Source organism: Clostridium sardiniense (assembly GCF_019753795.1).
GTDB lineage: Bacteria > Bacillota > Clostridia > Clostridiales > Clostridiaceae > Clostridium > Clostridium sardiniense.
The window spans coordinates 58829-85315 of record NZ_JAIKTU010000007.1 but is presented as its reverse complement, the minus strand read 5'-3'; the positions used below and the strand labels follow the sequence as shown (position 1 = coordinate 85315).

General features: G+C 30.6%; 27 protein-coding genes, 7 tRNA genes and 1 riboswitch. Of the genes, 2 read left to right on the top strand and 32 right to left on the bottom strand.

Annotation, left to right across the window (positions count from 1 at the left end):
* Nucleotides 1-32: 32 nt before the first annotated feature.
* From K5V21_RS09855 to K5V21_RS09795, 13 genes are all read right to left on the bottom strand, one after another.
* On the bottom strand, nucleotides 33-1910 hold the full coding sequence (locus K5V21_RS09855; RefSeq protein ID WP_221861109.1) for a PTS fructose transporter subunit IIABC: 1878 nt from the start codon (nucleotides 1908-1910) through the stop codon (nucleotides 33-35).
* A 17-nt stretch (nucleotides 1911-1927) separates the two neighbouring features.
* Nucleotides 1928-2833, bottom strand: coding sequence for a 1-phosphofructokinase (pfkB, locus tag K5V21_RS09850; protein WP_221861108.1), 906 nt, complete (start codon nucleotides 2831-2833; stop codon nucleotides 1928-1930).
* Entirely contained in the window at nucleotides 2830-3582 is a 753-nt protein-coding gene (locus tag K5V21_RS09845; protein WP_221861107.1) for a DeoR/GlpR family DNA-binding transcription regulator, read from the bottom strand. The genes pfkB and K5V21_RS09845 overlap by 4 nt, the downstream gene beginning before the upstream one ends.
* Nucleotides 3583-3923: 341 nt before the next feature.
* A complete protein-coding gene (locus K5V21_RS09840; RefSeq protein ID WP_221861106.1) occupies nucleotides 3924-5783 on the bottom strand; it encodes an LTA synthase family protein in 1860 nt (619 codons plus the stop codon).
* Between the two features lie 208 nt (nucleotides 5784-5991).
* Nucleotides 5992-7167, bottom strand: a complete 1176-nt coding sequence (metK, locus tag K5V21_RS09835) for a methionine adenosyltransferase (protein WP_221861105.1) — start codon at nucleotides 7165-7167, stop codon at nucleotides 5992-5994.
* A gap of 81 nt (nucleotides 7168-7248) precedes the next feature.
* Nucleotides 7249-7367: riboswitch (SAM riboswitch) on the bottom strand.
* Nucleotides 7368-7793: 426 nt separating this feature from the next.
* Nucleotides 7794-7879, bottom strand: a tRNA-Tyr gene (locus K5V21_RS09830).
* 5 nt (nucleotides 7880-7884) lie between these two features.
* Nucleotides 7885-7960, bottom strand: a tRNA-Thr gene (locus K5V21_RS09825).
* Nucleotides 7961-7989: 29 nt separating this feature from the next.
* A tRNA-Val gene (locus K5V21_RS09820) sits at nucleotides 7990-8065 on the bottom strand.
* Between the two features lie 8 nt (nucleotides 8066-8073).
* A tRNA-Tyr gene (locus K5V21_RS09815) sits at nucleotides 8074-8159 on the bottom strand.
* Nucleotides 8160-8165: 6 nt separating this feature from the next.
* Nucleotides 8166-8241, bottom strand: a tRNA-Thr gene (locus K5V21_RS09810).
* A 37-nt stretch (nucleotides 8242-8278) separates the two neighbouring features.
* Nucleotides 8279-8354: transfer RNA gene (locus K5V21_RS09805), tRNA-Val, on the bottom strand.
* A 7-nt stretch (nucleotides 8355-8361) separates the two neighbouring features.
* Nucleotides 8362-8447: transfer RNA gene (locus K5V21_RS09800), tRNA-Tyr, on the bottom strand.
* Between the two features lie 176 nt (nucleotides 8448-8623).
* Nucleotides 8624-9256 (bottom strand): hypothetical protein, encoded by a 633-nt coding sequence (locus K5V21_RS09795; protein WP_221861104.1) that lies wholly within the window; start codon nucleotides 9254-9256, stop codon nucleotides 8624-8626.
* Nucleotides 9257-9358: 102 nt separating this feature from the next.
* On the opposite strand from K5V21_RS09795, the gene yyaC reads away from it, so the two are divergent.
* Complete coding sequence (yyaC, locus tag K5V21_RS09790) at nucleotides 9359-9904, top strand: spore protease YyaC (RefSeq protein ID WP_221861103.1); 546 nt, start codon at nucleotides 9359-9361, stop codon at nucleotides 9902-9904.
* Nucleotides 9905-9944: 40 nt separating this feature from the next.
* On the opposite strand, the gene mreB is transcribed toward yyaC, so the two are convergent.
* The 16 genes from mreB to K5V21_RS09710 all read right to left on the bottom strand — a co-directional run bounded on the left by mreB (nucleotide 9945) and on the right by K5V21_RS09710 (nucleotide 24047).
* Nucleotides 9945-10979, bottom strand: coding sequence for a rod shape-determining protein MreB (mreB, locus tag K5V21_RS09785; RefSeq protein WP_221861102.1), 1035 nt, complete (start codon nucleotides 10977-10979; stop codon nucleotides 9945-9947).
* A gap of 122 nt (nucleotides 10980-11101) precedes the next feature.
* Nucleotides 11102-11353, bottom strand: a complete 252-nt coding sequence (gene spoIIID / locus K5V21_RS09780; RefSeq protein ID WP_204595509.1) for a sporulation transcriptional regulator SpoIIID — start codon at nucleotides 11351-11353, stop codon at nucleotides 11102-11104.
* Nucleotides 11354-11461: 108 nt separating this feature from the next.
* Nucleotides 11462-12241, bottom strand: a complete 780-nt coding sequence (locus tag K5V21_RS09775; RefSeq protein WP_221861101.1) for a peptidoglycan DD-metalloendopeptidase family protein — start codon at nucleotides 12239-12241, stop codon at nucleotides 11462-11464.
* A 139-nt stretch (nucleotides 12242-12380) separates the two neighbouring features.
* Nucleotides 12381-13409: a stage II sporulation protein D gene (gene spoIID, locus K5V21_RS09770; RefSeq protein WP_307495223.1), complete on the bottom strand. Its 1029-nt coding sequence runs from the start codon at nucleotides 13407-13409 to the stop codon at nucleotides 12381-12383.
* A gap of 115 nt (nucleotides 13410-13524) precedes the next feature.
* A complete protein-coding gene (gene murA, locus K5V21_RS09765) occupies nucleotides 13525-14784 on the bottom strand; it encodes a UDP-N-acetylglucosamine 1-carboxyvinyltransferase (protein WP_221861100.1) in 1260 nt (419 codons plus the stop codon).
* 21 nt (nucleotides 14785-14805) lie between these two features.
* Nucleotides 14806-15423, bottom strand: coding sequence for a hypothetical protein (locus tag K5V21_RS09760; RefSeq protein WP_221861099.1), 618 nt, complete (start codon nucleotides 15421-15423; stop codon nucleotides 14806-14808).
* A gap of 183 nt (nucleotides 15424-15606) precedes the next feature.
* Nucleotides 15607-16005 (bottom strand): ATP synthase delta/epsilon chain alpha-helix domain-containing protein, encoded by a 399-nt coding sequence (locus K5V21_RS09755; RefSeq protein ID WP_221861098.1) that lies wholly within the window; start codon nucleotides 16003-16005, stop codon nucleotides 15607-15609.
* A gap of 14 nt (nucleotides 16006-16019) precedes the next feature.
* On the bottom strand, nucleotides 16020-17417 hold the full coding sequence (gene atpD, locus K5V21_RS09750) for a F0F1 ATP synthase subunit beta (RefSeq protein ID WP_204595504.1): 1398 nt from the start codon (nucleotides 17415-17417) through the stop codon (nucleotides 16020-16022).
* Between the two features lie 17 nt (nucleotides 17418-17434).
* A complete protein-coding gene (atpG, locus tag K5V21_RS09745) occupies nucleotides 17435-18289 on the bottom strand; it encodes an ATP synthase F1 subunit gamma (RefSeq protein ID WP_221861097.1) in 855 nt (284 codons plus the stop codon).
* 40 nt (nucleotides 18290-18329) lie between these two features.
* The gene (gene atpA, locus K5V21_RS09740) at nucleotides 18330-19844 is read right to left on the bottom strand and encodes a F0F1 ATP synthase subunit alpha (protein ID WP_204595502.1); all 1515 of its coding nucleotides are present in this window, start codon (nucleotides 19842-19844) and stop codon (nucleotides 18330-18332) included.
* Nucleotides 19845-19854: 10 nt separating this feature from the next.
* Entirely contained in the window at nucleotides 19855-20394 is a 540-nt protein-coding gene (locus tag K5V21_RS09735; RefSeq protein WP_204595501.1) for a F0F1 ATP synthase subunit delta, read from the bottom strand.
* A gap of 2 nt (nucleotides 20395-20396) precedes the next feature.
* Nucleotides 20397-20876 (bottom strand): F0F1 ATP synthase subunit B, encoded by a 480-nt coding sequence (locus K5V21_RS09730; RefSeq protein ID WP_204595522.1) that lies wholly within the window; start codon nucleotides 20874-20876, stop codon nucleotides 20397-20399.
* A gap of 70 nt (nucleotides 20877-20946) precedes the next feature.
* On the bottom strand, nucleotides 20947-21192 hold the full coding sequence (gene atpE / locus K5V21_RS09725; protein ID WP_204595500.1) for an ATP synthase F0 subunit C: 246 nt from the start codon (nucleotides 21190-21192) through the stop codon (nucleotides 20947-20949).
* A gap of 58 nt (nucleotides 21193-21250) precedes the next feature.
* Nucleotides 21251-21901: a F0F1 ATP synthase subunit A gene (locus tag K5V21_RS09720; RefSeq protein ID WP_204595499.1), complete on the bottom strand. Its 651-nt coding sequence runs from the start codon at nucleotides 21899-21901 to the stop codon at nucleotides 21251-21253.
* Between the two features lie 4 nt (nucleotides 21902-21905).
* Nucleotides 21906-22268, bottom strand: coding sequence for a hypothetical protein (locus K5V21_RS09715; RefSeq protein ID WP_204595498.1), 363 nt, complete (start codon nucleotides 22266-22268; stop codon nucleotides 21906-21908).
* A gap of 600 nt (nucleotides 22269-22868) precedes the next feature.
* On the bottom strand, nucleotides 22869-24047 hold the full coding sequence (locus K5V21_RS09710) for an acetyl-CoA C-acetyltransferase (RefSeq protein WP_221861096.1): 1179 nt from the start codon (nucleotides 24045-24047) through the stop codon (nucleotides 22869-22871).
* 213 nt (nucleotides 24048-24260) lie between these two features.
* Here K5V21_RS09710 and K5V21_RS09705 point away from each other — a divergent pair, with 213 nt between their 5' ends.
* A complete protein-coding gene (locus tag K5V21_RS09705; RefSeq protein WP_204595496.1) occupies nucleotides 24261-24755 on the top strand; it encodes a deoxycytidylate deaminase in 495 nt (164 codons plus the stop codon).
* 98 nt (nucleotides 24756-24853) lie between these two features.
* Here K5V21_RS09705 and upp read toward each other — a convergent pair whose 3' ends face one another.
* From upp to K5V21_RS09690, 3 genes are all read right to left on the bottom strand, one after another.
* A complete protein-coding gene (gene upp / locus K5V21_RS09700; protein ID WP_221861095.1) occupies nucleotides 24854-25483 on the bottom strand; it encodes a uracil phosphoribosyltransferase in 630 nt (209 codons plus the stop codon).
* A 28-nt stretch (nucleotides 25484-25511) separates the two neighbouring features.
* Nucleotides 25512-25961, bottom strand: coding sequence for a ribose 5-phosphate isomerase B (gene rpiB, locus K5V21_RS09695; RefSeq protein ID WP_221861094.1), 450 nt, complete (start codon nucleotides 25959-25961; stop codon nucleotides 25512-25514).
* 72 nt (nucleotides 25962-26033) lie between these two features.
* Nucleotides 26034-26486 (bottom strand): low molecular weight protein arginine phosphatase, encoded by a 453-nt coding sequence (locus K5V21_RS09690; protein WP_221861093.1) that lies wholly within the window; start codon nucleotides 26484-26486, stop codon nucleotides 26034-26036.
* Nucleotide 26487 lies beyond the last annotated feature (1 nt).

Below are 26487 nucleotides of genomic sequence, written 5' to 3'. Positions count from 1 at the left end.
ATGCTAAAATTTTAGCATCTCTTTATTAATTCTTATTTTGCTTCTTTTATTGGTTTCTTTAATATTGCAAGTAATATCATACCTACAATTGAGCCTGCAACTAAAGCTACTAGGAACCATAATGGATTTCCTATAACAGGTACTACAAAGATTCCACCATGTGGAGCTCTTAATGTACATCTAAAGAACATTGACAGTCCTCCAGCTACTGCTGACCCGATAGCACAAGCTGGTATTACTCTAAGTGGATCTGCTGCTGCAAATGGTATTGCGCCTTCTGTTATAAATGATAATCCCATTATATAGTTTGTAATACCTGATTGTCTTTCTCTTTTAGTAAATCTATTTTTGAAGAATGTTGTACATAAAGCTATTGAAAGTGGTGGAACCATACCACCTATCATAACTGCAGCCATCATATCAAATTGACCACTAGCAAGGCCTGCTGTACCAAATACATATGCTGCTTTATTGATAGGACCTCCCATATCAATTGCCATCATACCACCAAGAACTATACCAAGTAATACTTTACTACTTTCACCCATTGAATTTAATACATTAGTTAATCCTAAATTAAGCGCTGACACTGGTGGATTTATTACAAATATTATAATCGCACCAATTATTAATATACCAAAGAAAGGATATAATAAAACTGGTTTTAAACCTTCTAAATCTTCTGGTAACTTACTGAATATTTTCTTTAAGAATACTACTACATATCCTGCTATAAATCCAGCAAGTAATGCACCTAAGAATCCTGAACCACCTTCGTTTGCAAGCATACCGCCAACAAAACCTACTGCAAGGGCTGGTCTATCGCCAATACTCATTGCAATGTATCCAGCAAGTACTGGTAACATGAATCCAAATGCTGTTCCACCAACTGTCTTTAAGAATGCTGCAAATGGTGTATTCATACCAAAGTTTGCAGGATTTATACTATAGTCATCGAATAAGAATGCTAATGCAATTAATATACCCCCACCTATAACAAATGGTAACATGTGTGATACACCATTCATTAAGTGCTTATATATTTGATGTCCAACGCCTTCTTTTTCAATCTCTTCATTTCCATCTTCACTTGATCCATCAGAGTGATAGATTGGAGCCTTTCCACTAGTTGCTTCTTCAATAAGTTCTTGTGACTTATGTATACCATTTGCAACCTTAGTCTTTATTAATCTTTTGCCATCAAATCTATCCATCTTTACATTTTTATCTGCTGCAATTATTATACATTCAGCATTATCTATTTCTTCTTTAGTTAAAACATTTTTAGCTCCACCTGACCCATTAGTTTCAACCTTTATAGTAACACCCATTTCTTTACCTTTTTCTTCTAAGGCTTCTGCTGCCATGTAAGTATGAGCTATACCTGTAGGACATGCTGTAACTGCTAATACTCTGTATCCATTCTCTTCTTTCTCTTCTTCTTTATCAAACTTTTCAGTTTCTTTATCATCAATAAGCTTTAAGAACTCTTTTTTACTTGATGCATTTATAAGCTTATTTCTAAATTCTTCATCCATTAATATTGTTGATAATCTTGCTAATACTTCAAGATGAAGATTGTTAGCTTCTTCTGGAGCTGCAATCATAAAGAATAGTTTAACATCTTGACCATCTAAAGCATCAAAATCCAAACCTTCTTTTACAACTATAGAACTAAGTCCTGCCTTTTTTACACCCTTTGATTTACCATGTGGTATAGCTATTCCATCACCGATACCTGTTGTGCTTAGCTCTTCTCTTTTAAGTACAGCTTCTTTATATTCTTCTTTATTATTTAAATTTCCAGCTTGATCCATAAGATCTACTAATTTGTCTATGGCTTCAGCTTTATTACTTACTTTTGAATTTAATTCAATACCTTGTTCTTTTAAAAGATCTGTTATACGCATAAATTTTCCTCCCAATCCTAAGTTAATTGAAGAAGTATCTCTTCTATTTTTTCTTTTGTGGCTAAATCCTCTGAGAAAGCACTTGCACTTCCTGTTGCTATTCCAAGCTTTAGCGCATATTTATAGTTCTTTTCTTTAATGTATCCTGCTATAAAACCCGCAACCATTGAGTCTCCAGCACCAACTGAATTTTTAACCTCTCCTTTTGGCGCTTTACTTTTTAATACTTCTCCATCCTCTGTAAGTAGTATTGCACCATCTCCAGCTAATGAAATTAGAACATTTAAAGCTCCCATATCTTGAAGCTTTTTGGCATATTTTATTATGTCATCTTCTCCATTTAATTTAACTTCAAATATTTCTTCGAGTTCATGATTGTTTGGTTTTATTAAAAATGGGTTATACTTTAATACATTAATAAGTAAATTTTTAGTTGCATCAACTATAAATTTAATATTTTTATTATTTAAATATTTAATAATATTTTCATACATATTTTCAGGTAATGTGTTTGGTATACTACCCGCTAAAACTAACACATCTCCATCTTTTAATTGATCTAATTTTTTATATAAACTATCTATTCCTTCTTTATCTATGACTGGCCCCTGACCATTTATTTCACTCTCTTCTTTGCTTTTAAGCTTAACATTTATTCTTGAACTTCCACTTTTCAGTTTTATGAAATCAGCTGTACAACCTGAATTGACTACTCTCTTTTCTATTTCATCCCCAGTAAATCCAGCTATAAATCCGAAAGCTTTATTCTCTATTCCTAAATTTCCAAGAACAGTAGATACATTTATTCCTTTTCCTCCTGCAAAAATTTCTTCTGCATAAGTTCTATTTACTGCTCCTAAATTAAATTCTTTAACCTTTACTATATAATCTAATGAAGGATTAAATGTCATTGTATATATCATCTTTTGTTAACCTCCAATATTTCCGTATATTTTTTAATATCTTTATCTTCTAATTCTGTAGTTATTATTATTCCTTTATCTATATCCGCAAACGTTATTGCCGCTATATGATCAAACTTTGATTCATCTGCTAATATATAAGCCTCATTACTCTTATTGAAAGCTTCTCTTTTGACTAATGCTTCTTGTATATCTGGAGTTGTAAAACCTGAGTCTTTATGAATTCCATTTGTTCCAAAAAAACCTTTAGTAAAATTATATTTTTTTAAACTATCAATAGCCTCTATACCAACAATAGCTTCTGTTGCTAGCTTAAGCTCTCCACCTAAAATATATACATTACATTTTTTTTGAATTAGCTTTTTTGCATGTGCAATCCCATTTGTAATATAAATTGCATTATTTTCAGTTATATAATCTATCATTAACTCAGTAGTTGTACCTGCATCTATATAAACACAATCATTTTCTTTTATTAATTTAGCTGCATATTTTGCTATACTTAGCTTATCTTTAACATTAAGAGCTTGTCTTATTACTACTTCATCATCTTTACCATCGTAAATGGTTTTTAAAGCCTTAGCTCCACCATGAATTTTCTTTAATTTTTTTTGTTTATCTAAATAATTTAAATCTCTTCTAATAGTAGATTCTGATGTATCTAACTCATCAACTAGTTCTGTTACCGTTACTGTATTATTATTTTTTAGAATTTCTAATATTCTTTCAAACCTCTCTTCTGATAACATTTACATCACCTCTTGTCTATATAATATACTATTTTAAATTCAAAGTCAATCATTTTCATTCATTTATAATCAATTTATTTCAAATTCCAATCATACTCAGCCATTTCCAATCATAACCATCGATTTATTATTTTACTTTAAATACATAGTAATTTTATATAAAATTTTAATAGTTATAAGAGGATGATGTGAATATTATAATATTATGTGTAAAACCTGATGAAAATATTATTAGAAAACAAAAATCTATGGGCGATAAAGCTTTATTAATTCAATTAATTGCAAAAAGAGCCTAGATATATATCTAGACTCTTTTATTCTTGATTATTTATTGAATTTTATTATTTATCATTCTTTCTTTCAGTTACTAACGTATTATTAAACGTACTATTCATCTTTTCAGAAATAAATGTATTATTAAAGAAGTTGCTCTTATCTCCAAATCCCTTATCAACTGTTTTTAATCCATCTCTTTCAATTAATGTATCTTCATCTGAGAATAAATTTGTTCCAAGCCCTAATCTATCCCCTTCAATTTCTATACCCATACTAGCTAAAATAGTTGGATACATATCAACAGGTGAGAATTTTCTATTATTTACTCTATCAGTTGCTACTGGTGAATTAAGTATTAAATTAAATACTGTTCTATGATATGACTTATCAAAATCCTTAAAGAATTCCTTATCCATACTTAAATGATCCCCTGTTACTACAATAGTAGTATCTTTATAAAATGGTTGCTCTTGAATCCATTTTATAAACTTTACTGCTTCTTTTGTTGAATAAGCAATAACATTTGCATATTGGGAATCATATTTCTTAGCTGCATTTTTAGATAAATAACCATCAGGGAAATGAGTATCCGCAGTTTCCATGGTGAAATTAAATGGTTTTCCAGTCTTAGATAAACGTGTTATCTCATCTTTAGCATACTCATATAACTTGTCATCTTCAAATCCCCACCATACATCATAATCTTGTGGTATTAATTTTTTCTCTTTTGCTGCTTTATAGTCAAAAATATTAAAATTACCATGTGTAGTAAAATAAGTAGTTAATCCACCAAAATCAGCATCTGCACCAAACATTATTGTTTGCTCATATCCTTGTGCTTTTAAAATATCTCCTATACTAACAGCACCCGGTAGGAAGCTACCTGACTTTCCATAAGAATTACCACCCATAGGTACTTTAAGCGGAAGTCCTGTACCCATATTAATCATAGATGCTACTGACCAACTTGATCCATAGGTTTGATATGGTCCTCCAAATTTATTAGATTCTGAGAAATGAATACCTTCCTTAGATAGCTCTGCTAGCTCTGGCATTAGATTTACATCCATATAACCACCTAGATCTTTAGAAAAATATGTGTTTTCTACAGACTCCAAGTATATATGAATTAAATTTCTTTTCTTTTCTGGAAATGACATTTTCACGTTACGTGGATCGGTATAATTATCTTTGATATAACTTGAATCTGAAACAAATGTTTTATATACTTCAACTAAACTTAACTTCTTCACTCCATATACTATTCCACCTACAAGACATACAATCGAAATTATAAATGTTATTACCCTTAAACTTTTTTGGCTTAGTATTTTTTTCTTAGTATTTTTTACATTTATAAATAAATCATAACTAAAATTTATTATTATTAAGAATATTACAATACTAACTACAATTGAAAATACTGGTGTCATCATAATTTCTGCATACATATCAGAACTTGTACCCTTAATAGGTGAATTTAAGTTAAATAAAAATTGTTCTGGTGTAATATTTCCAAAATAATCAATAAACCATTTTGAAAAGAAGAAAAAGAATGATCCTATTCCAACGAATATAACTGATACTACTTTAATTGCTACTATCTTCCAACCCTTTTTATCTGTTTCTAATACAAAGTAACTATATTTTGATTTAATAATTCTTTTTATAACTAAATATATTATCCCTAAAAATAATGTAAAAATAATATATTTAACAGAAAATGCAGTTGTGTATGTAGAAGCTTTAAGCACATAAGTTTTTTTCAAAATAAATTTTAATATACTTAGTGATATTATATTGAATGATATCACGTATATTATGAATTCCTTTACAGTAGTTAAAACTCTTTTGTTCTTTTCAAACAAAAAATAATTCCCAAGAGCTATTAAAACTCCAGAAATTAAATAACTTATTATTTGCATACGTTTCCCCCCGAAAATATATAATTAAACGTAAAATCCATATGAATATTGTGAAAAATATATGAATTTTACTGAATTATATCATATTCTCACACAATCGACAAATATATATATATAAATTCTTCCAATATATACATTTAATATTATTAAAAGCCAAAAAGAAAGATACCTAATTTTAGGTATCTTTCTTTTTATTTTTTATCTTTTATTATAATAAAGCTTTAATTTCTTCAACTTTATTTAATTGTTCCCATGGTAAATTAGCATCTGTTCTACCAAAATGTCCATAAGCTGCTGTTTGCTTGTATATTGGTCTTCTAAGATCAAGATCTCTTATTATAGCTCCTGGTCTTAAATCAAATACTTTTTCTACTATATTAACTATAGTAGCTTCATCAACTTTTCCAGTTCCAAATGTATCTATTTGAATTGATACTGGCTTAGCAACTCCAATTGCATAAGCTAATTGAATTTCTAACTTATCAGCTACTCCTGCTGCTACTAAATTCTTAGCAACCCATCTTGCTGCATAAGCTGCTGATCTATCAACCTTAGTTGGATCTTTTCCTGAGAATGCTCCACCACCGTGTCTTCCCATTCCACCGTATGTATCAACAATTATTTTTCTTCCTGTTAATCCACTATCTCCTTGTGGTCCACCAACAACGAATCTTCCTGTTGGATTTATATAATACTTAGTATTTTCATCTAGTAATTCAGCTGGAATCACGTAGTCAATAACATGTCTTCTTAAATCTTCTTGGATTTGTTCTAAAGTTACTTCTTCACCATGTTGAGTTGAGATAACTATAGCATCTATTCTCTTTGGTTTATCATGTTCATACTCAACTGTAACTTGAGTTTTTCCATCTGGTCTTAAGTACTCTAATGTACCATTTTTTCTTACTTCTGTAAGTCTTCTTGATAATCTATGAGCCATAGCTATTGGAGCTGGCATAAATTCTTCTGTTTCGTTTGTAGCATAACCAAACATCATACCTTGGTCTCCGGCACCTACTGCTTCAACTTCATCTTTTTCACCTTGTCTTGATTCAAGAGCTTCATCAACTCCCATAGCTATATCTGATGATTGCTCATCTATAGCAGTCATTACTGAACAAGTATCACAGTCAAATCCATATTTTGCTCTATCATATCCTATTTCTCTTATTGTTTCTCTAACAACTTTAGGAATATCAACATAACAATTAGTTGTTATTTCTCCCATAACCATTACCATACCTGTTGTTGTGCATGTTTCACAAGCAACTCTAGCATGTGGATCTTTTTCTAATATAGCATCTAATACTGAATCTGATATTTGGTCACAAATTTTATCTGGATGTCCTTCAGTAACTGATTCTGATGTGAATAATCTTTTCATTTATATTTCTCCTTCCAAATTTCTTCGAATTTTGACAATAAAAAAAACTCTTCGATAAGAAGAGATCAAGTTTCCTAATCTTTCTTATCTTGTAGATTGCTCTACAGGAATTAGCACCACACTTTATAATCAACATTAAAGATTATATGTAGGTTGCTGGGCTTCACAGGGCCGTTTCCCTCCACCTCTCTTGATAAGAGTCTATATATTTTTTATTTATTAATTGAATTTCTGTAGAAATTGTAACACATAGATTTTGCAGAGTCAATAGATTTTATGTGTGTAAAAATATCCTATTTTTTTACTTTTTGAATTCTTTTATACTTTATATATAATTTTCCAATGCATAAAGTCCCTATTTTAGAGGGTTCTAATATTATATTAAAAGTAGATATTATTAGGTGTAAAATAATAACTTAATATTTATTTATTAATATATAAAATTTATTAATATTTATTATTTGTTATTTTATATACTAAAGTTTCTAATCTATAGAGCATATTTTAGTTTTAAATAATATAGATTTATATTTTAAATGATAATAAAATTTTATTATAACTACACTATATTAATAAAATTATTTTTATATAAAATTAAAAAGCACTAAGATTAATCTTAGTGCTTTTGGTGGTGGAAGAAGGATTCGAACCTTCGAAGTCAACTGACAACAGATTTACAGTCTGCCCCCTTTGGCCACTCGGGAACTCCACCTTATTTGGAGCTAGCGATCGGACTTGAACCGATAACCTGCTGATTACAAGTCAGCTGCTCTGCCAATTGAGCCACGCCAGCATATATATTTAAAAAATTAGTTTAAAGTTTGGTGGGCACAACAGGGTTCGAACCTGTGACCCCCTGCTTGTAAGGCAGGTGCTCTCCCAGCTGAGCTATGCGCCCATAAAAAATGGTGGTGGAAGAAGGATTCGAACCTTCGAAGTCAACTGACAACAGATTTACAGTCTGCCCCCTTTGGCCACTCGGGAACTCCACCTCATTTTGGAGCTAGCGATCGGACTTGAACCGATAACCTGCTGATTACAAGTCAGCTGCTCTGCCAATTGAGCCACGCCAGCGCATATATTCTTTAAACTTTTTATTTATTAAAACTTGTGGTGGGCACAACAGGGTTCGAACCTGTGACCCCCTGCTTGTAAGGCAGGTGCTCTCCCAGCTGAGCTATGCGCCCTTAAGAATGGTGGTGGAAGAAGGATTCGAACCTTCGAAGTCAACTGACAACAGATTTACAGTCTGCCCCCTTTGGCCACTCGGGAACTCCACCAGATTTTCTTTCAAGTTTTAAGTCGTTTTGCCTTTCGGCCAACCGACAATAGTTAGTATATATTTATATACTCTTTATTTCAAATGACAAAACATATCAAAATAAGAAATTAAACTAAAATTTCTCTATTTTTCTTCTATATACTTATTTTTTCATCACAATATACTTATTTATTTTTATACTAAACTTTCCAGAAATTCTATATTTATATATGGGGATAATATATTTTTTATTTCATTATAATCATCAGATTTAAGTCTAAGCTTTAAAACTCTAACAACCTCTGTTATTCCCTCTTTCTCTCCATTTTTCTTTAAACTATTTTTCATTCTTTCTACATCTACAGTTGATATTTTATTAGCTATTGTAAATAACTTTGTTTTTTCAACTAAACTAAGATTACCTAATATCTCCTCTTTATTCACATTAAATATTTTTGCATTTGTAGCTTGTGTTTCTTCTTTTTTATTATTAGAACTATTATTTGAATTTTTATTTTCTTTGTTTTCTTCATTATTAGAGATATTTAAATTATCTTTATCTTCTTTATTCTTTGAAGAATTATCATTAATCTTATCTTTCTCATTTTTTTCTTCATTATTATAGTTATTATTTTTATTTATATCAATACTACTTTCTTTATTTGTATCTTCATTATTATCTTTTTTTGTATTATTATCTTCTGTTTTTTTTGAATTTTCCAATACTAAGTTATTATTAATCTCCTCTTTAGGTTGCCAAAAAGCAACAAAATATACCGCAAGTGAAGTTGATATAGCTAATATACTTGTAATTAATATCTTTTTCATAATACACCTCCTATAGAGAATACTTTCCATATAAGATATTTTTATTCAAATTATTCTATTTTCAAATACATCTTCATATATTATAAGCATGGAGGTGCTTATATGGAAAAAAGGATTCATCACACATCCCCACTTGCTTATTATAATATTTCTCAAGCTATTTTAGATTCTTTTTCTGAAAATACTATAATAGTTTGTATTGGGACAGATAAATGTATTGGTGATTGTTTAGGACCATTAGTTGGTACCTTACTAAAGGAAAGTCTATTTCCGCTTCCTGTGTATGGTTCAATCAATAATCCTATACATGCTTTAAATATAGATAAACAATTAAATAATATAACTAAAGAGCATCCTAATGCATATATACTTGGTATAGATGCATGCCTAGGGCAGGAATCTTCTATTGGAGAAATTCATATTAGAAACTTTGCAATACGACCTGGAAAGGGCGTTGGTAAATCATTGCCCGATGTTGGAAGCAAATCTATAGTTGGCATTATAGATTCTAATGAAAATGCTGATCTTTTCTATACTAGATCGATCAGACTCTCCTTAGTTCTAAATATGGCAAGAGTTATATCTAAAGGTATACTTCATGCCTACTATGAATATTCTAATCCAGATAAAACTCCATCATTAAAGTAAAAAAATAAACCCGGAGTATACTCAGGGTTTATTTATTATGCTATTCAACTAATATGATTTCTTGGTTATTTACTGTTTTATCTAATTTATCAATATATCCTAAAACAGAACCTGTACCTTCCGCAACAGCTTCAACTGAATTTTCAGCAACATTCACAGTTACCCCAGTTTCTGATTCTATAAGCTTATCTAAGCCATGTAATAATGCTCCTCCACCAGTCATAAGAATACCCTTATCCATAATATCAGCAGCTATTTCTGGAGGGGTTTTCTCTAATACTCCCTTAACAGCTTCTACTATTAAGCTAACCGGTTCTTTAAGCGCTTCTCCTATCTCATCTGAAGTTAGTTTTATTTCATCAGGTAAACCTGTCACTAAGTTTCTTCCTTTAACTGTCATCTCTTCATTTCTTGATCCGCTAAAGGCTGAACCTATTTCCATCTTTATTTGTTCTGCTGTTTTTTCACCAATCATTATTTTATACTTTACTCTTACATATCTAATTATAGATTCATCAAATCTGTCTCCAGCAACCTTTATAGATGATCTTACAACTACACCACCTAATGATATTACCGCGACATCACATGTTCCTCCACCTATATCTACAATCATACATCCATCAGGCTTAGTTATGTCTAATCCCGCTCCAATTGCAGCTGCAAGTGGCTCTTCTATAAGATGTACTACTTTTGCTCCTGAATTTCTAGCAGCTTCCATAACAGCTCTCTTTTCGACTTCTGATGCTTGTGATGGTACACATACCATTACTTTAGGCGCTACAATTTTCTTTGATCCGCATGCTTTACTTATAAATGCCTTAAGCATCTTTTCTGTTACATCATAATCGGAAATAACACCATCTCTCAATGGTCTAACTGCAATGATATTTCCTGGAGTTCTTCCAATCATTTTTCTTGCTTCTTCTCCTACAGCCAATACCTTTCCAGTACTTGTATTTATAGCAACTACTGATGGCTCTTTTAATACTATACCTTTACCCTTTACGTATACTAATACCGTTGCTGTTCCTAGATCTACACCTAGATCAGTTCCTGACTTCCAAAACCACATTCCAAATTCCACTCCTAATTATTAACAATTTATTTTAGAAATTTTTACATTTTTTTATATAACTATACAGTAAATTATATATGGAATATGATTTTAATTCAACTTTTTACCTAAAATTTGATTTATTCGGCAGATTTATACTTCATTTTTGTAGCTTTTCCACCCCTTATATGTCTCTCTGCTTTATTTAACTCTAAGATAGTATGAGTTTTTTCAGCTATTATTGGATTTATCTTTGGTAATCTTTCAGTCATATCCTTATGGATTGTACTTTTGCTAACACCAAAAACTTTTGCAGTTTTTCTTATTGTAGCTTTTGAATCAATAATATATTGTGCTACTTCTAATACTCTCTCTTCAATGTAGTCTTTCAAAATGCTACCTCCTTAATTACTTATATTTATTTTAATGATAATATTTTTATAAACTTAAAATATTAATCAGCCATTTTGCCTAAAACGGCTGATTAATTTTTTCTTTACCTATTTTTTATAAGCAAAGTACTTTAATGGATCTACTTCTGAATAAGTATTATCTTTCTTTGAGAAAACTTTTATATGCATAAAATCATCTTTTACACACATTTTTAATGTACTAGCTGTGTTACCAACTTTACCTATTTCCTGTCCTTTTTTAACCTTATCATCTTTTTTAACTTTTACATTTTTATCTAGGTTTGCGTATGATGTTTTTACTCCGTTTGCATGTTTTATAATTACTGTAACTCCATAAGTTACATCATTTTCAACTACATCTTCTATAACTCCATCTTCTGAAGCTTTTACAGGAGTACCCATTTTAGCTCCTACTGATATACCACCATAGCTTAAGCTTGAATCACCTTTTTCACCTTCTGCAACTGCTTTACCATCTTTAAATAAATATGGCTCATTATGCCCTTTTAAAAGCTTTCCTTCTACAGGATTTGAAAAATTCATCTTACTATTTGTTCCAACAGCCTTACTTGTTGTTTTCTTTTCTTCTTTTTTGTCATTAGATACTCTCTCAGAGTTTTCTACTGATGTTTCTACATTTGTATTCTTATTCTCTTCAACATTTAAAGTGATTTCCTTATCTTCAGGCGCTTTTGCTTCTGGTTTAGATTTAGTGCCTATATTTTTAATTGCAACAGCACCAATTATAGTAACTACGCATAGTCCAATAAATAGAGCTACATAAAATCCTTCCTTTTTGAAAAACTTTTTAATACCTGACATCGTGTTTTTAGAATTTTCTTTAAATCCGTTTGATTTTTGGTTCATAATCAACACCTCCAATAATCATTTTGTCCTTTTTATGAAAAATAATACATATTTTCTAATATTTTTAATATTATCCATTAAAAAAAGATGATATTTGATTATTTACCAAACATCATCTTTTTATAACACTTTACAGTATTTATTTATAAACTATTTTTCCAATCTCTACACCAGTATAATAATGCTTTAATATTTCCTCATACCCCTTACCATCTTTAGCCATAATATTAGCTCCCCACTGACTCATCCCAACACCATGACCATTTCCTTTACACTTAATCTTTATCTTATCTTTTGAGTATTCAAGTGTAAAATTTGCTGATTTTAAATCAAATAGCTTTCTAAAATCTGTTCCCTTTATTGTCTCTCCTCCAAGCTTTACATCAAGAACTGCACCACCTTGTGTTCTTGATTTTATTTCTACTTTTTCTTTTAGATTATCAACTTTTAATTTTGCTTTACTATATTTTGAATTAACTATATCTACAAAATCTTTATTTGTTACTTCTTTTTCTGATTCATATGCACTAGATACTTCTTCTCCTTCACTATTGACCGATTTTAAATATGGAACCTTTGATGAAAAAACATCCTCAGCATTTTCTGTTTTCCCAGCACTAGTTGAAAAGAACTGTGGATATAGTACAATCTCACCATTATATGTTAATACACTCCCTTTAGTATCATCTACAGCTTTTTTTATTTTCTCATAGTTTTTATCTTTATCCTTATCAGACCATTTTTTTAATCTTTCCTCTTTACTCATATAAGCCTGACAATGAACTCCATCACATATTTCGCCGCCATTAGATAAATTACAACTCTTATTTCTTTTACTATAATAAAAAGTTCTAGCTGCAATAGCTTGAGCCTTTAATGCTTCCTCTTCAAAACTAGCTGGCATCTCACTTGAAACTACTCCCAATATATATTCTTCTACATCTATTTCTTTAACTTTCTTTTCTTTTGTTATATATACCTTTGCTTTATCTTCTCCTTTTACAGCTATACTAATCTCTTTCCCATCAGAACCTGTATTAGTAGGAGAGGTGAAATCCTTTATACCACTTCCCATAAGTATAAAAGGAATTATTACCATAAATATTAATATGAAGCCTGTAATAAGCCCTATATTTTTAAGATTTTCAATAATCTCTTTTTCTCTCACTCTCTAATCCCTCCTAAATGTATGTACATCTATTTATATGTTTATTATTTATAAATATACTTACTCTTTGAAGTTTATGTAAAGAAGATAAAAAAAATAGAAGGTATACCACCTTCTATTTCTTAACTCTACAAACATCAGCTCCTAAGCCTCTAAACTTTTCTTCTATATCTAAATATCCTCTATCTATATGATATATATCACTTATTTCTGTATATCCATCCCCTACTAACCCTGCTAATATCATAGCTGCTCCTGCTCTTAAGTCTGTAGCTTTCACTTCACAGCCAGTAAGCCTAGAAACTCCTTCAATAACTGCTGTTCTACCATCTATCTTAATCCTAGCCCCCATTCTAACAAGTTCTGCTACATGCATAAATCTATTTTCAAATACAGTCTCAGTAATTATACTAGATCCATTAATAACAGATAATAGAGCCATCATTTGAGGTTGCATATCTGTTGGGAAACCCGGATATGGCAGTGTCTTTATATCTACTGGTTTTTTATCAAATCTACCATCCACTATTATTCCATCATCTTCTTCTGTTAATATAATTCCACATTCTTTTAACTTCTCAATTAAAGGTCTCATATGATCTTCAGTTACATTATTTATCTTTATCATACTATTTGTTATAGCAGCAGCTACCATAAATGTACCCGCTTCTATTCTATCATAAATAGGCCTGTAAATTACTCCTTTTAAAGATTCTACACCTTCTATAGTAATCTTACCAAGTCCCGCTCCTTTTATCTTAGCACCCATTGAATTTAAGAAATTTGCTAAATCCCAAATCTCAGGTTCTTCAGCAGCATTTTCTATAATTGTTGTTCCGCTTGCTAAAACTGCTGCCATCATTATATTTTCTGTTGCTCCAACAGATGGGAAATCTAAATATATTCTATTACCTATAAGCTTCTTTGCCTTTGCCTCAACAAATCCATGTCCTTGTATAATTTCAGCTCCCAATGCCTTAAAGCCTTTTAAATGTAAATCAATAGGCCTACTACCTATATTACATCCTCCTGGCATAGATAATTTACAATGTCCAAACCTTGCGAGCATTGGACCCATAATTAAAAATGATGCTCTCATTTTTCTTACAAGCTCATTAGTTGTATCAAAACTTTTTAAGTTACTTGTATTTATTTCAAGTGAGTTATTAATCTTTGAATAATTCATATCTGTATTCAAGCCATTAAGTAGATTTAGTATAACTTGAACATCTTCTAACATAGGAGTATTTTCTATTATTATTTTATTAGGAGATAGTATTGTTGATACTATTATTGGTAACACCGAATTTTTAGCCGAATTTATATTTACTTCTCCTGTTAGTTTCTTAACCCCTTTTACTATTATTTTTTCCATATTTTCCTCCATAATTAATTGTTAGTATGTTGTAAATATAATAGGAGTCCCCACAATTACATATACCCCTGTGTCATATTCCATAATTCCATAGCTTATTTGATTTCCATCCTTAAGTTTGCTTTTTCCAACATAGCCATTATGCACTTTAATTAACTCATTGCTTAAACTTATATCTTTTATACTTTTTACAGAATTTAGTTTTCCCTTATAATATTCAAAATATATTAATGAATTTGCTTTATTATCTTCTAATTTTTGCAATTCCTTCTTCAGTTCAACTGTGGAAGCTTCTTTTTTAGAATTAATTATAGCCCCTTCAACAAAAACTCTATCCTCTTCTTCCCATACTTTTATTTCTAGATCATTATCTCCTTTAATATAAAAATGATTTTTATCTGTTAAATTTTCTATACTGTATCCTTCGTTATATATATCCTTAATTCTTTTTATTTCATCATTTATATCAGACTTAATATTATATTGAATCTTAACTCCATTTTCAGAAAATATTGTTTCACTCTTAACTATGCTTTCTATATATTGATAATTATTGATATTTATATTCTCTTCACTTGGTAATGCTAATAAATTAATTGAGAAAACAATAAAATAGATGAATAAGCTTTTTAATTCCATACGCCCTCCCCGCCTTTCACCTTTATTGTTGTCATTTTTTCCCTTTAATATACATATTCGCCTTTATACTATAATATATAAATTTAATATTTTTTTGTGATAGATTGTCATAAATTGGCTAAATTAAAACACCCTAGGTATCTAAATTAATTTAGCTACCTAGGGTGTTTATAATTTATATTCTTATTTACTTTTTAATTCTAATCTAGCAAGCGCTCTGCCTAAAGCAGCTTCTGCTCTTTCTCGATCAAATTTTTCATCATTTAAGCGCTTTTCTGCTCTTTTTTTAGCTTCTTCTGCTCTTCCAGTATCAATTTCTTCTTTTGTTTCACAGGATCCGCAACAGAAGTTTAATTCATTATTTTTAAAACCAATTACACCTCTTGAAGTAAATAAATTTATCTTTTCTCCATTCGCTTTAGTAATTTCTGTTACACAAGGTATTGTGTTAACTACTATAGAAGCATGGTTTGCAAGAATTTCAAACTTACCTTCTGATGTATTTGTAGTTAAGCTTAAAACTTCTTCATCTATCTTGACTTTATTAGGTGTCATGATTTTTAGTTTAAAGGTATTAGCCATATTGCATCATCCCCTTATGCTAAAGTTTTAGCTTTTTCTATAGCTTCATCTATATTTCCAACAAATAAGAATGCTGATTCTGGTAAATCATCGTGCTTACCTTCAATAATTTCTTTAAATCCTCTTATTGTTTCTTCTACTGTAACATATTTACCTTTCATACCAGTAAATTGTTCTGCTACTGTGAATGGTTGTGATAAGAAGTTCTGAACTTTTCTTGCCCTACCAACAGTTAATTTATCTTCATCAGATAATTCATCAACACCTAATATAGCAATAATATCTTGAAGTTCTTTATATCTTTCTAATATATGTTTAACCTTTGATGCAACAGAATAATGTTCTTCTCCAACTACTCTTGGATCTAATATTCTTGATGTTGAATCTAATGGGTCAACAGCTGGATAAACACCACGTTCTGCTACACTTCTTGATAAAACTGTTGTTGCATCTAAGTGAGAGAATGTTGTAGCTGGCGCTGGGTCAGTTAAGTCATCCGCTGGTACATATACTGCTTGAACAGATGTAATTGAACCATGTGTTGTTGATGTTATTCTTTCTTGAAGAGCACCCATTTCAGTTGCAAGTGTTGGTTGGTATCCAACTGCTGAAGGTATTCTACCAAGAAGTGCTGAAACTTCTGAACCTGCTTGGGAGAATCTAAATATGTTATCTATAAATAGTAACACGTCTTGACCTTGATCTCTGAAATACTCTGCCATTGTAAGACCTGTAAGTGCAACTCTCATTCTAGCACCAGGTGGTTCATTCATTTGACCAAATACTAATGCAGTCTTATCTAAAACTCCTGATTCTTTCATTTCATAGTAAAGATCATTACCTTCTCTTGATCTTTCTCCAACACCTGTAAATACTGATAATCCACCGTGTTCTTTTGCTATATTGTTTATAAGTTCTTGAATAAGTACTGTCTTACCAACTCCAGCACCCCCAAATAGACCAATCTTACCACCTTTTTGGTAAGGAGCTATAAGGTCAACAACTTTTATTCCTGTTTCAAACATTTCAGGTTCAACTGATTGTTCTGCAAATGTTGGTGCGGCTCTATGTATTGGATAGAATTCCTTAGTCACAACATCTCCAGATATTTCTTTATCAACTGGTTTTCCTAAAACATTAAATAATCTTCCTAAAACGCATTCTCCTACAGGAACTGATATTGGTTTTCCTGTATTAACTGCCTTCATACCTCTTCTTAATCCTTCTGTCGCTTCCATAGCTATTGTTCTTACTATATCATCTCCGACGTGTTGTTCAACTTCAGTTACTAAAGTTTCTCCACCCATCTCTATTTCAATAGCATTATAAATATTTGGAAGTGACTCAGTATCAAATTTTATATCAACTACTGGTCCAATAACTTGAACTACTTTTCCTATATTGTTAGGCATTTAATGATACCTCCTCACTATTTTTGTGCTTCTGCTCCACCAACTATTTCTGCAATTTCTTGAGTTATAGCACTTTGTCTAATTCTATTATATTTAGTGTTTAATGAATCTAACAAGTCATCTGCATTCTTTGTAGCTCCGTCCATCGCAGTCATTCTTGAAGATTCCTCACTAGTTTTTGCATTTAAAATACAATTAATTAATTTTGATTTTAAATAAAAATCAAAAGTTGCCTCTATTGAAGATTCATCATTTGGTTCTAACATAAATCCAATATCTTCTTTTATTTCGTCAAATTCTATAGGTAACATTTTATCAACTTTAACTTCTTGAGAAACTGGTGAATTAAAGTGTGTATAAACAACATAAATTTCACCAACCTCATTTGAATTATATAATCTTAATGCATGCTTATAAATCATTGAAACTTCTTTCATATCACTAGCTTCTTTTATATCAACGTACTCTGCTACAGTTTCAAAGCCATATCTTTTCATGTAAGATACACCTTTTTTACCTAAACACATAACTAGACTATCTGATTTTTCCATTCCAACATGATTTTTAAGAGATAATGCTATATTAACATTATATCCTCCACATAATCCTGAATCTGATGTTACAACTATATATAACTTTCTCTTTGAATGACCGCCTTTAAAATATATACCTTCTTTTTCAACATCCATTGATGAATAAGCTTCTTGGGCTATATCTCTAGTCGCTTCAAAGTAACTGTTATTTTTATTTAATTCCATTCTGACTCTTCTTAACTTAGAAGTGGCAACAAGTCCCATGGCTTTTGTTATTTTTTTAGTATTTTCTACTGACTTAATTCTACGCTTAATTTCAATAAGTCCAGCTCCTGCCATACCTCCACCTCCTAAAAGATGGCATAGCTTAATGTATAAGCTATGCGTTATTTAAGAATATTTTTTTGAATTCAGTAATTCCTTTTTCAAGGGATGCTTTTAATTCATCAGTTAAAACTTTCTTTTCTATTATTTCTTTTCCTACTTCTCTGTATTGAGTATCCATGTATTCTAAGAAATCTTTTTCGAACTTTCTTATATCTTCAACCTTTATATCTGATAAATAATCATTTACTGCTGCATAAAGAATCATGATTTGATTTTGAACTGCCATTGGAGAATATTGATTTTGTTTTAAAACTTCAACCATTCTCTTACCTTTTTCAAGTCTTCTTGAAGTGTCCGCGTCTAAATCTGATCCAAATTGAGCAAATGATGCTAATTCTCTATATTGGGCAAGCTCTAATCTTAAAGTACCTGAAACTTGTTTCATGGCTTTAATCTGAGCGTTACCCCCAACTCTTGATACTGAAATACCTGCATTAACAGCTGGTCTTTGTCCTGAATAGAAAAGATCTGATTCTAGGAATATTTGACCATCTGTTATTGATATAACATTAGTTGGGATATATGCTGTAACGTCTCCTGCTAGTGTTTCTATTATTGGAAGTGCAGTTAATGAACCTCCGCCATTCTTTTCTGAAAGTTTAGCTGCTCTTTCAAGTAATCTTGAATGGATATAGAATACATCCCCTGGATACGCTTCTCTGCCTGGTGGTCTTTTAAGTAGTAATGACATTGTTCTATAAGCAACAGCGTGCTTTGATAAGTCATCATATATAACCAATACATCTTTTCCTTGATGCATGAAATGTTCACCAATTGAACATCCAACATAAGGTGCTAAATATTGTAATGGTGCTGATTCTGAAGCTGTTGCAGCAACAACAGTTGTATAATCCATTGCACCAAATTCTGTTAATGTATTCACTATATGTGCTACTGTTGATTGTTTTTGACCTATTGCTACATATATACAGATTACATCTTTATCCTTTTGGTTAATGATTGTATCTATAGTTATAGCAGTTTTACCTATTTGTCTATCTCCTATGATAAGTTCTCTTTGTCCCTTACCAATTGGAATCATTGAGTCAATTGCCTTTATTCCTGTTTGTAATGGTTCATTAACTGAGCTTCTATCTAGGATACTAGGAGCATGAACTTCTATTGGTCTATATGCCTCTGGTTTTATTGGACCTTTTGCATCAATAGGATTTCCTAAGCCGTCTACAACTCTACCTATTAATTCTGCTCCAACTCCAACCTCAACAATTTTACCAGTTCTTTTAACGACATCTCCTTCTTTGATTCCTTCTTCAGAACCAAGTAAAACACATCCTACATTATCTTGCTCAAGGTTTAATGCCATACCATAAACATCATTTGGGAATTCTAATAATTCACCTTCCATACAATCATCTAAACCATATACTCTCGCAATACCGTCACCAATTTGAATAATTGTACCTGAATCTATTGTTTTAATTTGTTTATCGTACTTTTCAATTTCATTTTTGATTATAGAAGTAATCTCTTCTGGTTTGATATTCATGGTTTCACCTCTATTCCATCTTAAGCATTAAGGCTCTCATGTCTTCAAGTCTTGATTTTATTGATCCATCAATAACATCATTTCCAACTCTTACATAAAGTCCACCTATTATACTCTTATCAATTTCATGTTCTATAATTACTGTCTTGTTATATTTCTTCTCTAGCTTTTCTTTTAGCCTTGAAGTCTCATCTTCTGTAAGTTCTATAACACTTTTAACCTTTGCAATTACCTTATTTTCTTTTTCTAAATGGATTTGTTCCATTTGATTAAGCTTTTCTTTTAAATATAAGATTCTGCCTTTTTCAATAAGTATTAGTAAAAATGATAATAATTCCTCATCAATTTTACCCTTAAATAAATCAATGAAAATTTTCTTCTTCTGTCTTGTACTTATTTGAGGGTATTTAATGACTTCGTAAAATTCTTTATTGTTATCAATAATATTGCAAATCTCTCTTAAGTCTTCAAGATACTCCTCGACTTTATTTTTTTCTTCTGCTACTTTATATAAAGCTAAAGCATATCTACGATCTAAATATTCGTACATAATTACATACCTACCTTGCTTATATAATCGTCTATAAGTTCTCTATGTTTCTTTTCATCAATTGAGTCTCCAAGTGCTTTTTCTGCAAGGAATACAGCAAGCTCTACTGCTTGTGTTTTAATCTCCGCTTGAGCCTTTGTACGCTCTCTATTAATTTCAACTTTAGACTTATCAATAATAGTTCCTGCTTCTCTTCTAGCATCCTCTACTATTTCTTTATAAACATTGTCTGCTTTAGTCTTATATTGACTAACAATTTCTTTTCCTTCTTCTTTAGCTGAACTGATTTCTCTTTCATTTTGAAGCTTTAATATTCTTGCTTTTTCTAAGTCTTCATCAGCTTTACTTATTGTATTTTCAATAAGATCTTTTCTTTGTTTTAAGATTTTATTTACTTTATCAAAAGCAAAATGTTTAACTAACCAAAATAATATAAGTAGATTTACTAGTGTTACTATCATTTCTGGTATGTTAATATTCATATTAATTTCCAAATTTAAAGCCTCCCTTCCAGGCTTATTAAAACCCTACTTTTTTTATAGTATTCAAATTTTAGTGGATACCAACAAATAATAAGATGAATGAAATTAGTAATCCGTATATTGCTGTTGTTTCTGCTAAGGCACAACCAATGAAGTATGTTGACATAAGCTTACCACTTGCTTCAGGTTGTCTTGCTATACTCTTTAATAGACTTGCTGTTGCATTACCAATACCAACACCTGCACCTACTGCTGCAATAACTGCAAGACCTGCACCTATTGCACGCATTCCTATTATAAATTCTGCTCCAGTCATAAATAATTCCTCCTTAATACTTTAAAAGTTTCTCTGACTAAAAATTGATTTTTTTGGGCTACTCCTCTGCTGTCATCTTTATATAAATCATTGTCAATATAGTAAAGATGAATGTTTGAAGAAATCCGTCAAATAAATCGAAGTATGCCATAAATGGCACTGGGATAGCTAATTGAGCAAACCAAGTTAAGTTACCTAATGCTTGTAATAGCAATTCAACAATTACTACTCCAACTGTAATGTTACCGAAAAGTCTAAAACTTAATGTAACTGGTAGCATTACTCTCTCTAGTATATTGATAGGTAATAAAGCTGGGCTTGGGTGAATATATCCTTTAAGATATCCAAAACCGCCATTCTTTATAATTGCATTTATTTGAACCATTAAGAATGTTGTTAATGATAGTACTAATGCAACACTATAATCTGCTGTTGGTGGTCTTAAACCTATAAGGTCAGTTATATTCATAAAAAATAAGAAAAGAACTAACGCACCGATATAAGCTGCAAATCCTGTGTATTTATCTCCCATAGTGTTCTTAGTCCAATTGCTAATTCCTTCAACAAAAAGCTCAATTATTGATTGACTTTTTCCTTTAGGTACTACTGAAAGATTTCTTGTCATTAGTATCAAAACAATGGCTACTATAATAATTATTCCCCATTGTTGTAACACAGTAGAGCCAATTTCTTTAAATAACGCTTCCACTCAATCACTTCCTTTCTTCATATTTAATTGCCATGAATAGAGAAATGAAGTTGGACATGTATCCAATAAGATAAAATACTATATTGAATTGGTTTTGCAATAATAACAATCCTACTATTGATACCATTATTATTCTTATTACAAAACTAACCATAAGCATAATACCTTTTAAACTCATGTCACTATTAATAGTCTTCTCAGTAACTGCACCACTTATTAAGAAATTTAAAATACTAATAATTGATCCCATTAAAAATGGGAAACAGTAATTTGCATTTATTAAATATGTAATTATAAGTCCCGCAGTAAGAATGATCCCACTACTTTTAAAAGTTTGTCTAAGTATTCCACTTAAATTTCCAACCATAATTTACCCCCTCGGCAATTATATTCTTAATTATAGTTTATATATTTTTTTGTCCAAAACTTGATTTTTAATTAAAATTTGTTATTTTTTGATTTTTAAGCAAAATTATCTTCTAATACTTCATGTTTACTGCTACTATATCCGTTTTATTTTATTTTTCACATTTTACAAATTGAATTTTTGTTATCTATTCAATTTTCTGAATATTTTGAAATTATATCTCTTTTTCATAGTCATAATAAATTGGTATTTCCAATAGAAATTTTAAAATATTTGATGTTATTTCCTATTTTTGATATATATAACCTATATAAGTATAATAATCACTCTATTAAAATAGTATTAGGTTTGAATAAAAAATTTTCCTCTTATTCAATGCATTATTATATTGTTAATACTGTTTTCACTTTATTCATATTTATTGTGTGTAAAATTAATATTTTTATAGCTTTTTTATTTTTTATTATTATTTTTCGATTTTTTTTAAATGTTTTCATAAAATTGTAGTATAATTTTTATATTTATTCAAAAATAAAAAAATATACCTTAGAACAAAATTCTAAGGTATATTTGTATAATTATACTTATATTTTTTTATAATTATCTTTCAACAACTAATGCTGTTCCCATTCCTCCACCTATGCAAAGTGTAGCTAAACCAGTTTTAGCATCTCTCTTTTCCATTTCATGAAGTAATGTAACTAATATTCTAGCTCCTGAAGCTCCAACTGGGTGTCCTAAAGCTATAGCTCCACCATTTACATTAACTTTGCTCATATCAAATCCTAAATCTTTAGCTACTGCTAAACTTTGAGCTGCGAATGCTTCGTTTGCTTCTACAAGGTCTATGTCTTTAACTTCTAATCCAGTTCCTTCTAAAGCTTTCTTTGTAGCATGGAATGGTCCGTATCCCATGATAGCTGGATCTAATCCTCTTGATCCATATGAAAGAATCTTAGCCATTGGCTTAAGTCCTAATGCTTCTGCTTTTTCAGCGCTCATTACTACAAATGCAGCTGCTCCATCATTTATACCTGAAGCATTACCTGCTGTAACTGTTCCTTCTTTTTGGAATGCTGGTCTTAATTTTGATAATCCTTCTATAGTTGCTCCAAATCTTGGGAACTCATCTGTATCAAATACTTTTGGTTCTCCTTTTCTTTGTGGTATTACAACTGGAACTATTTCGTCTTTGAATCTTCCTTCTTTTATAGCTCTTTCTGCTTTATTTTGAGAAGCTACAGCAAATTCATCTTGCTCTTCTCTTGTTAAATTCCATTCTTTAGCTATATTTTCAGCGGTAACTCCCATGTGGTAGTTATTAAATGCATCCCATAAAGCATCATTTATCATTGAGTCAACCATTTTTCCGTTACCCATTCTTTGACCCCATCTTGCAGTGTCTAAAAGATATGGTGCTCTTGACATATTTTCCATACCACCAGCTACAACTATATCTGTATCACCAGCTTTTATCATTTGAGCTGCTAAACTAACTGCTCTTAATCCTGATCCACATACTTTATTAATAGTCATTGCTGAAACTTCGTTTGGAAGACCTGCTTTTATTGTAGCTTGTCTAGCAACGTTTTGTCCAAGACCTGCTTGAATAACATTTCCCATTAAAACTTCTTCTACCATTTCTGGTTTTATTCCAGCTCTCTTTACTGCTTCCTTTATTACTAATGCACCTAAATCTGCTGCAGGAACATCCTTTAATGATCCTCCAAATGAACCTAGTGCTGTTCTTACCGCACTTACAATTACTACATCTCTCATTAATAAAACCTCCCAAATTTATAATTAACAAATTTCTTAATCTTTGTTAAACTCTTAACATACTTTTATTATAACCATTACTTTAATAATAATCAATAGTTTTTTGTTAAATTTTAAACAAATACTTTTTCAGACGATTTTTTCCCTTTTTCTTGCCTTTATATTATAATATTAATAAATTACATAATTTTTTTATATGAAGGAGTTTCTATTATGAAAAGAACTGATTTTATATCTTGGGACGAGTATTTTATGGGACTTGCACTTTTATCAGCTAAAAGAAGTAAAGATCCGAGTACACAAGTTGGTGCATGTATTGTAAGCCCTACTAATAGAGTATTATCTGTTGGTTATAATGGATTTGCATTTGGCTGCTCAGATGATAGCTATTCATGGGAAAGAGATGGTGATTTCTTAGAAACTAAATATCCTTATGTTGTGCATGCAGAACTTAATGCTATTTTAAATAATAGAGGTGTTTCACTTGAAAATGCAAAACTTTATGTTGCGCTATTTCCTTGTAATGAATGTGCTAAAGCTATTATTCAAAGTGGCATAAAGGAAGTAATCTATTTAAGTAATAAATATGCTGACACAGATGTAGTTAAGGCATCCAAGAGAATGTTTGAATCTGCTGGTGTGAGATTAACAGAACTTGTGCCATCTGTTAAGAAAATTGAACTTTCATTTGATGTAGATGATATCTAAAATTCTTATATTTCAAATTATAATATCTATAAAATCCCCTATTTCTTATAAAATAGGGGGATTTTATTATTTATTTTACTAATTATAAATCAAAGAAACTATTTAGTTCCGAATAATCTATCTCCAGCATCACCAAGGCCTGGTACTATATATCCTTGCTCGTTTAATTTTTCATCTATTTCAGCAACGAATATATCAACATCTGGATGTGCTTCCTTTACTGCCTTTATTCCTTCTGGTGATGAAATTAAACACATTAACTTTAAGCACTTTGCGCCTCTATTTTTAAGCATAGTTAATGCATCTACTGCTGATCCACCAGTTGCAAGCATTGGATCTACAACGATTATTTCTCTTTCTGCTATATCTTGAGGTAACTTACAGAAATATTCAACTGGTTGTAGTGTTTCTTCATCTCTATATAATCCAATATGTCCAACCTTAGCTGCTGGTATAAGTTTTAAAACACCATCTACCATTCCAAGTCCCGCTCTTAATATTGGTACAATAGCTAGCTTCTTTCCAGCTAACATCTTACATTTCGTTTTGCATACAGGTGTTTCTATCTCAACATTTTCAGTTGGAAGATTTCTTGTAACTTCATATGCCATTAACATTGAAACTTCTGAAACTAACTCTCTAAAATCCTTTGAGCCTGTTTCCTTACTTCTTATAAATGCTAACTTGTGTAGTATTAATGGATGATTGATTTCTGTAACTTTACTCATTTTTAAATTCCTCCAATATATTAATTAATTATTTATTATATTTTTCTTCTATAAGAGATATTTTATCTATTCTCTTTTGGTGTCTTTCACCTTCAAATTCTGAAGCTAAGAATGTCTTAACTATATCTATTGCAAGACCTGGTCCTACAACTCTTTCACCTAGAGCAAGAATATTTGCATTATTATGTTGTCTAGTTGCATGTGCACTAAAAGTATCTGAACATAATGCTGCTCTAATTCCTGGTACTTTATTTGCAGCTATACTTATTCCTATACCTGTTCCACAAACTAATATTCCAAAATCAAATTCTTTTGCTGCAACAGCTTCTGCAACCTTTTGTGCATATTCTGGATAATCACATGATTCGGTACTATAAGTACCAAAATCTTTTATTTCATACCCATTATCTTTTAAAAATGATGCAATTTCATTTTTTAAATTATATCCACCATGATCTGATCCTAATGCTATTTTCATAACGCCACCTCCAATTATTTTCATAAGTATTTTAATTTATAAAAAAAGAAAGTGTAGTATGTAATAAAAATATTACACACTTCCATCTTTCTTTAATTTAGCTATTATACGAGGAATTATATCCTCTAATTCTTTATATATTTTATGATAAACAGAAATTGTGCTGCCGTAAGGGTCAGTTATCTCCCCTGTAACGCCAGCATATTCACATATTGAAAATACTTTCTCTTTATAATCTGGATAATTATTTTTTATAAAGTCTCTACCGTAATTAGTCATTGTTAAAACAATATCAGCCCTTTGAAGCATATTCCTATTTAATTGAATAGCTTCTTTATCCTGAATATCTATATCTAATTCTTCTTTTATTAATTCTACCGAATTTTCAGTCACGAAGCTTCCTGGAACAATAGTAATGCCAGCTGATTTAGCTCTTAAACTTTTATCACTATTCAGTTTATTAAATATTTCTTCTGCAATTGGGCTTCTACATGTATTTGCTGTACATACGAAGAGTACTTTCATA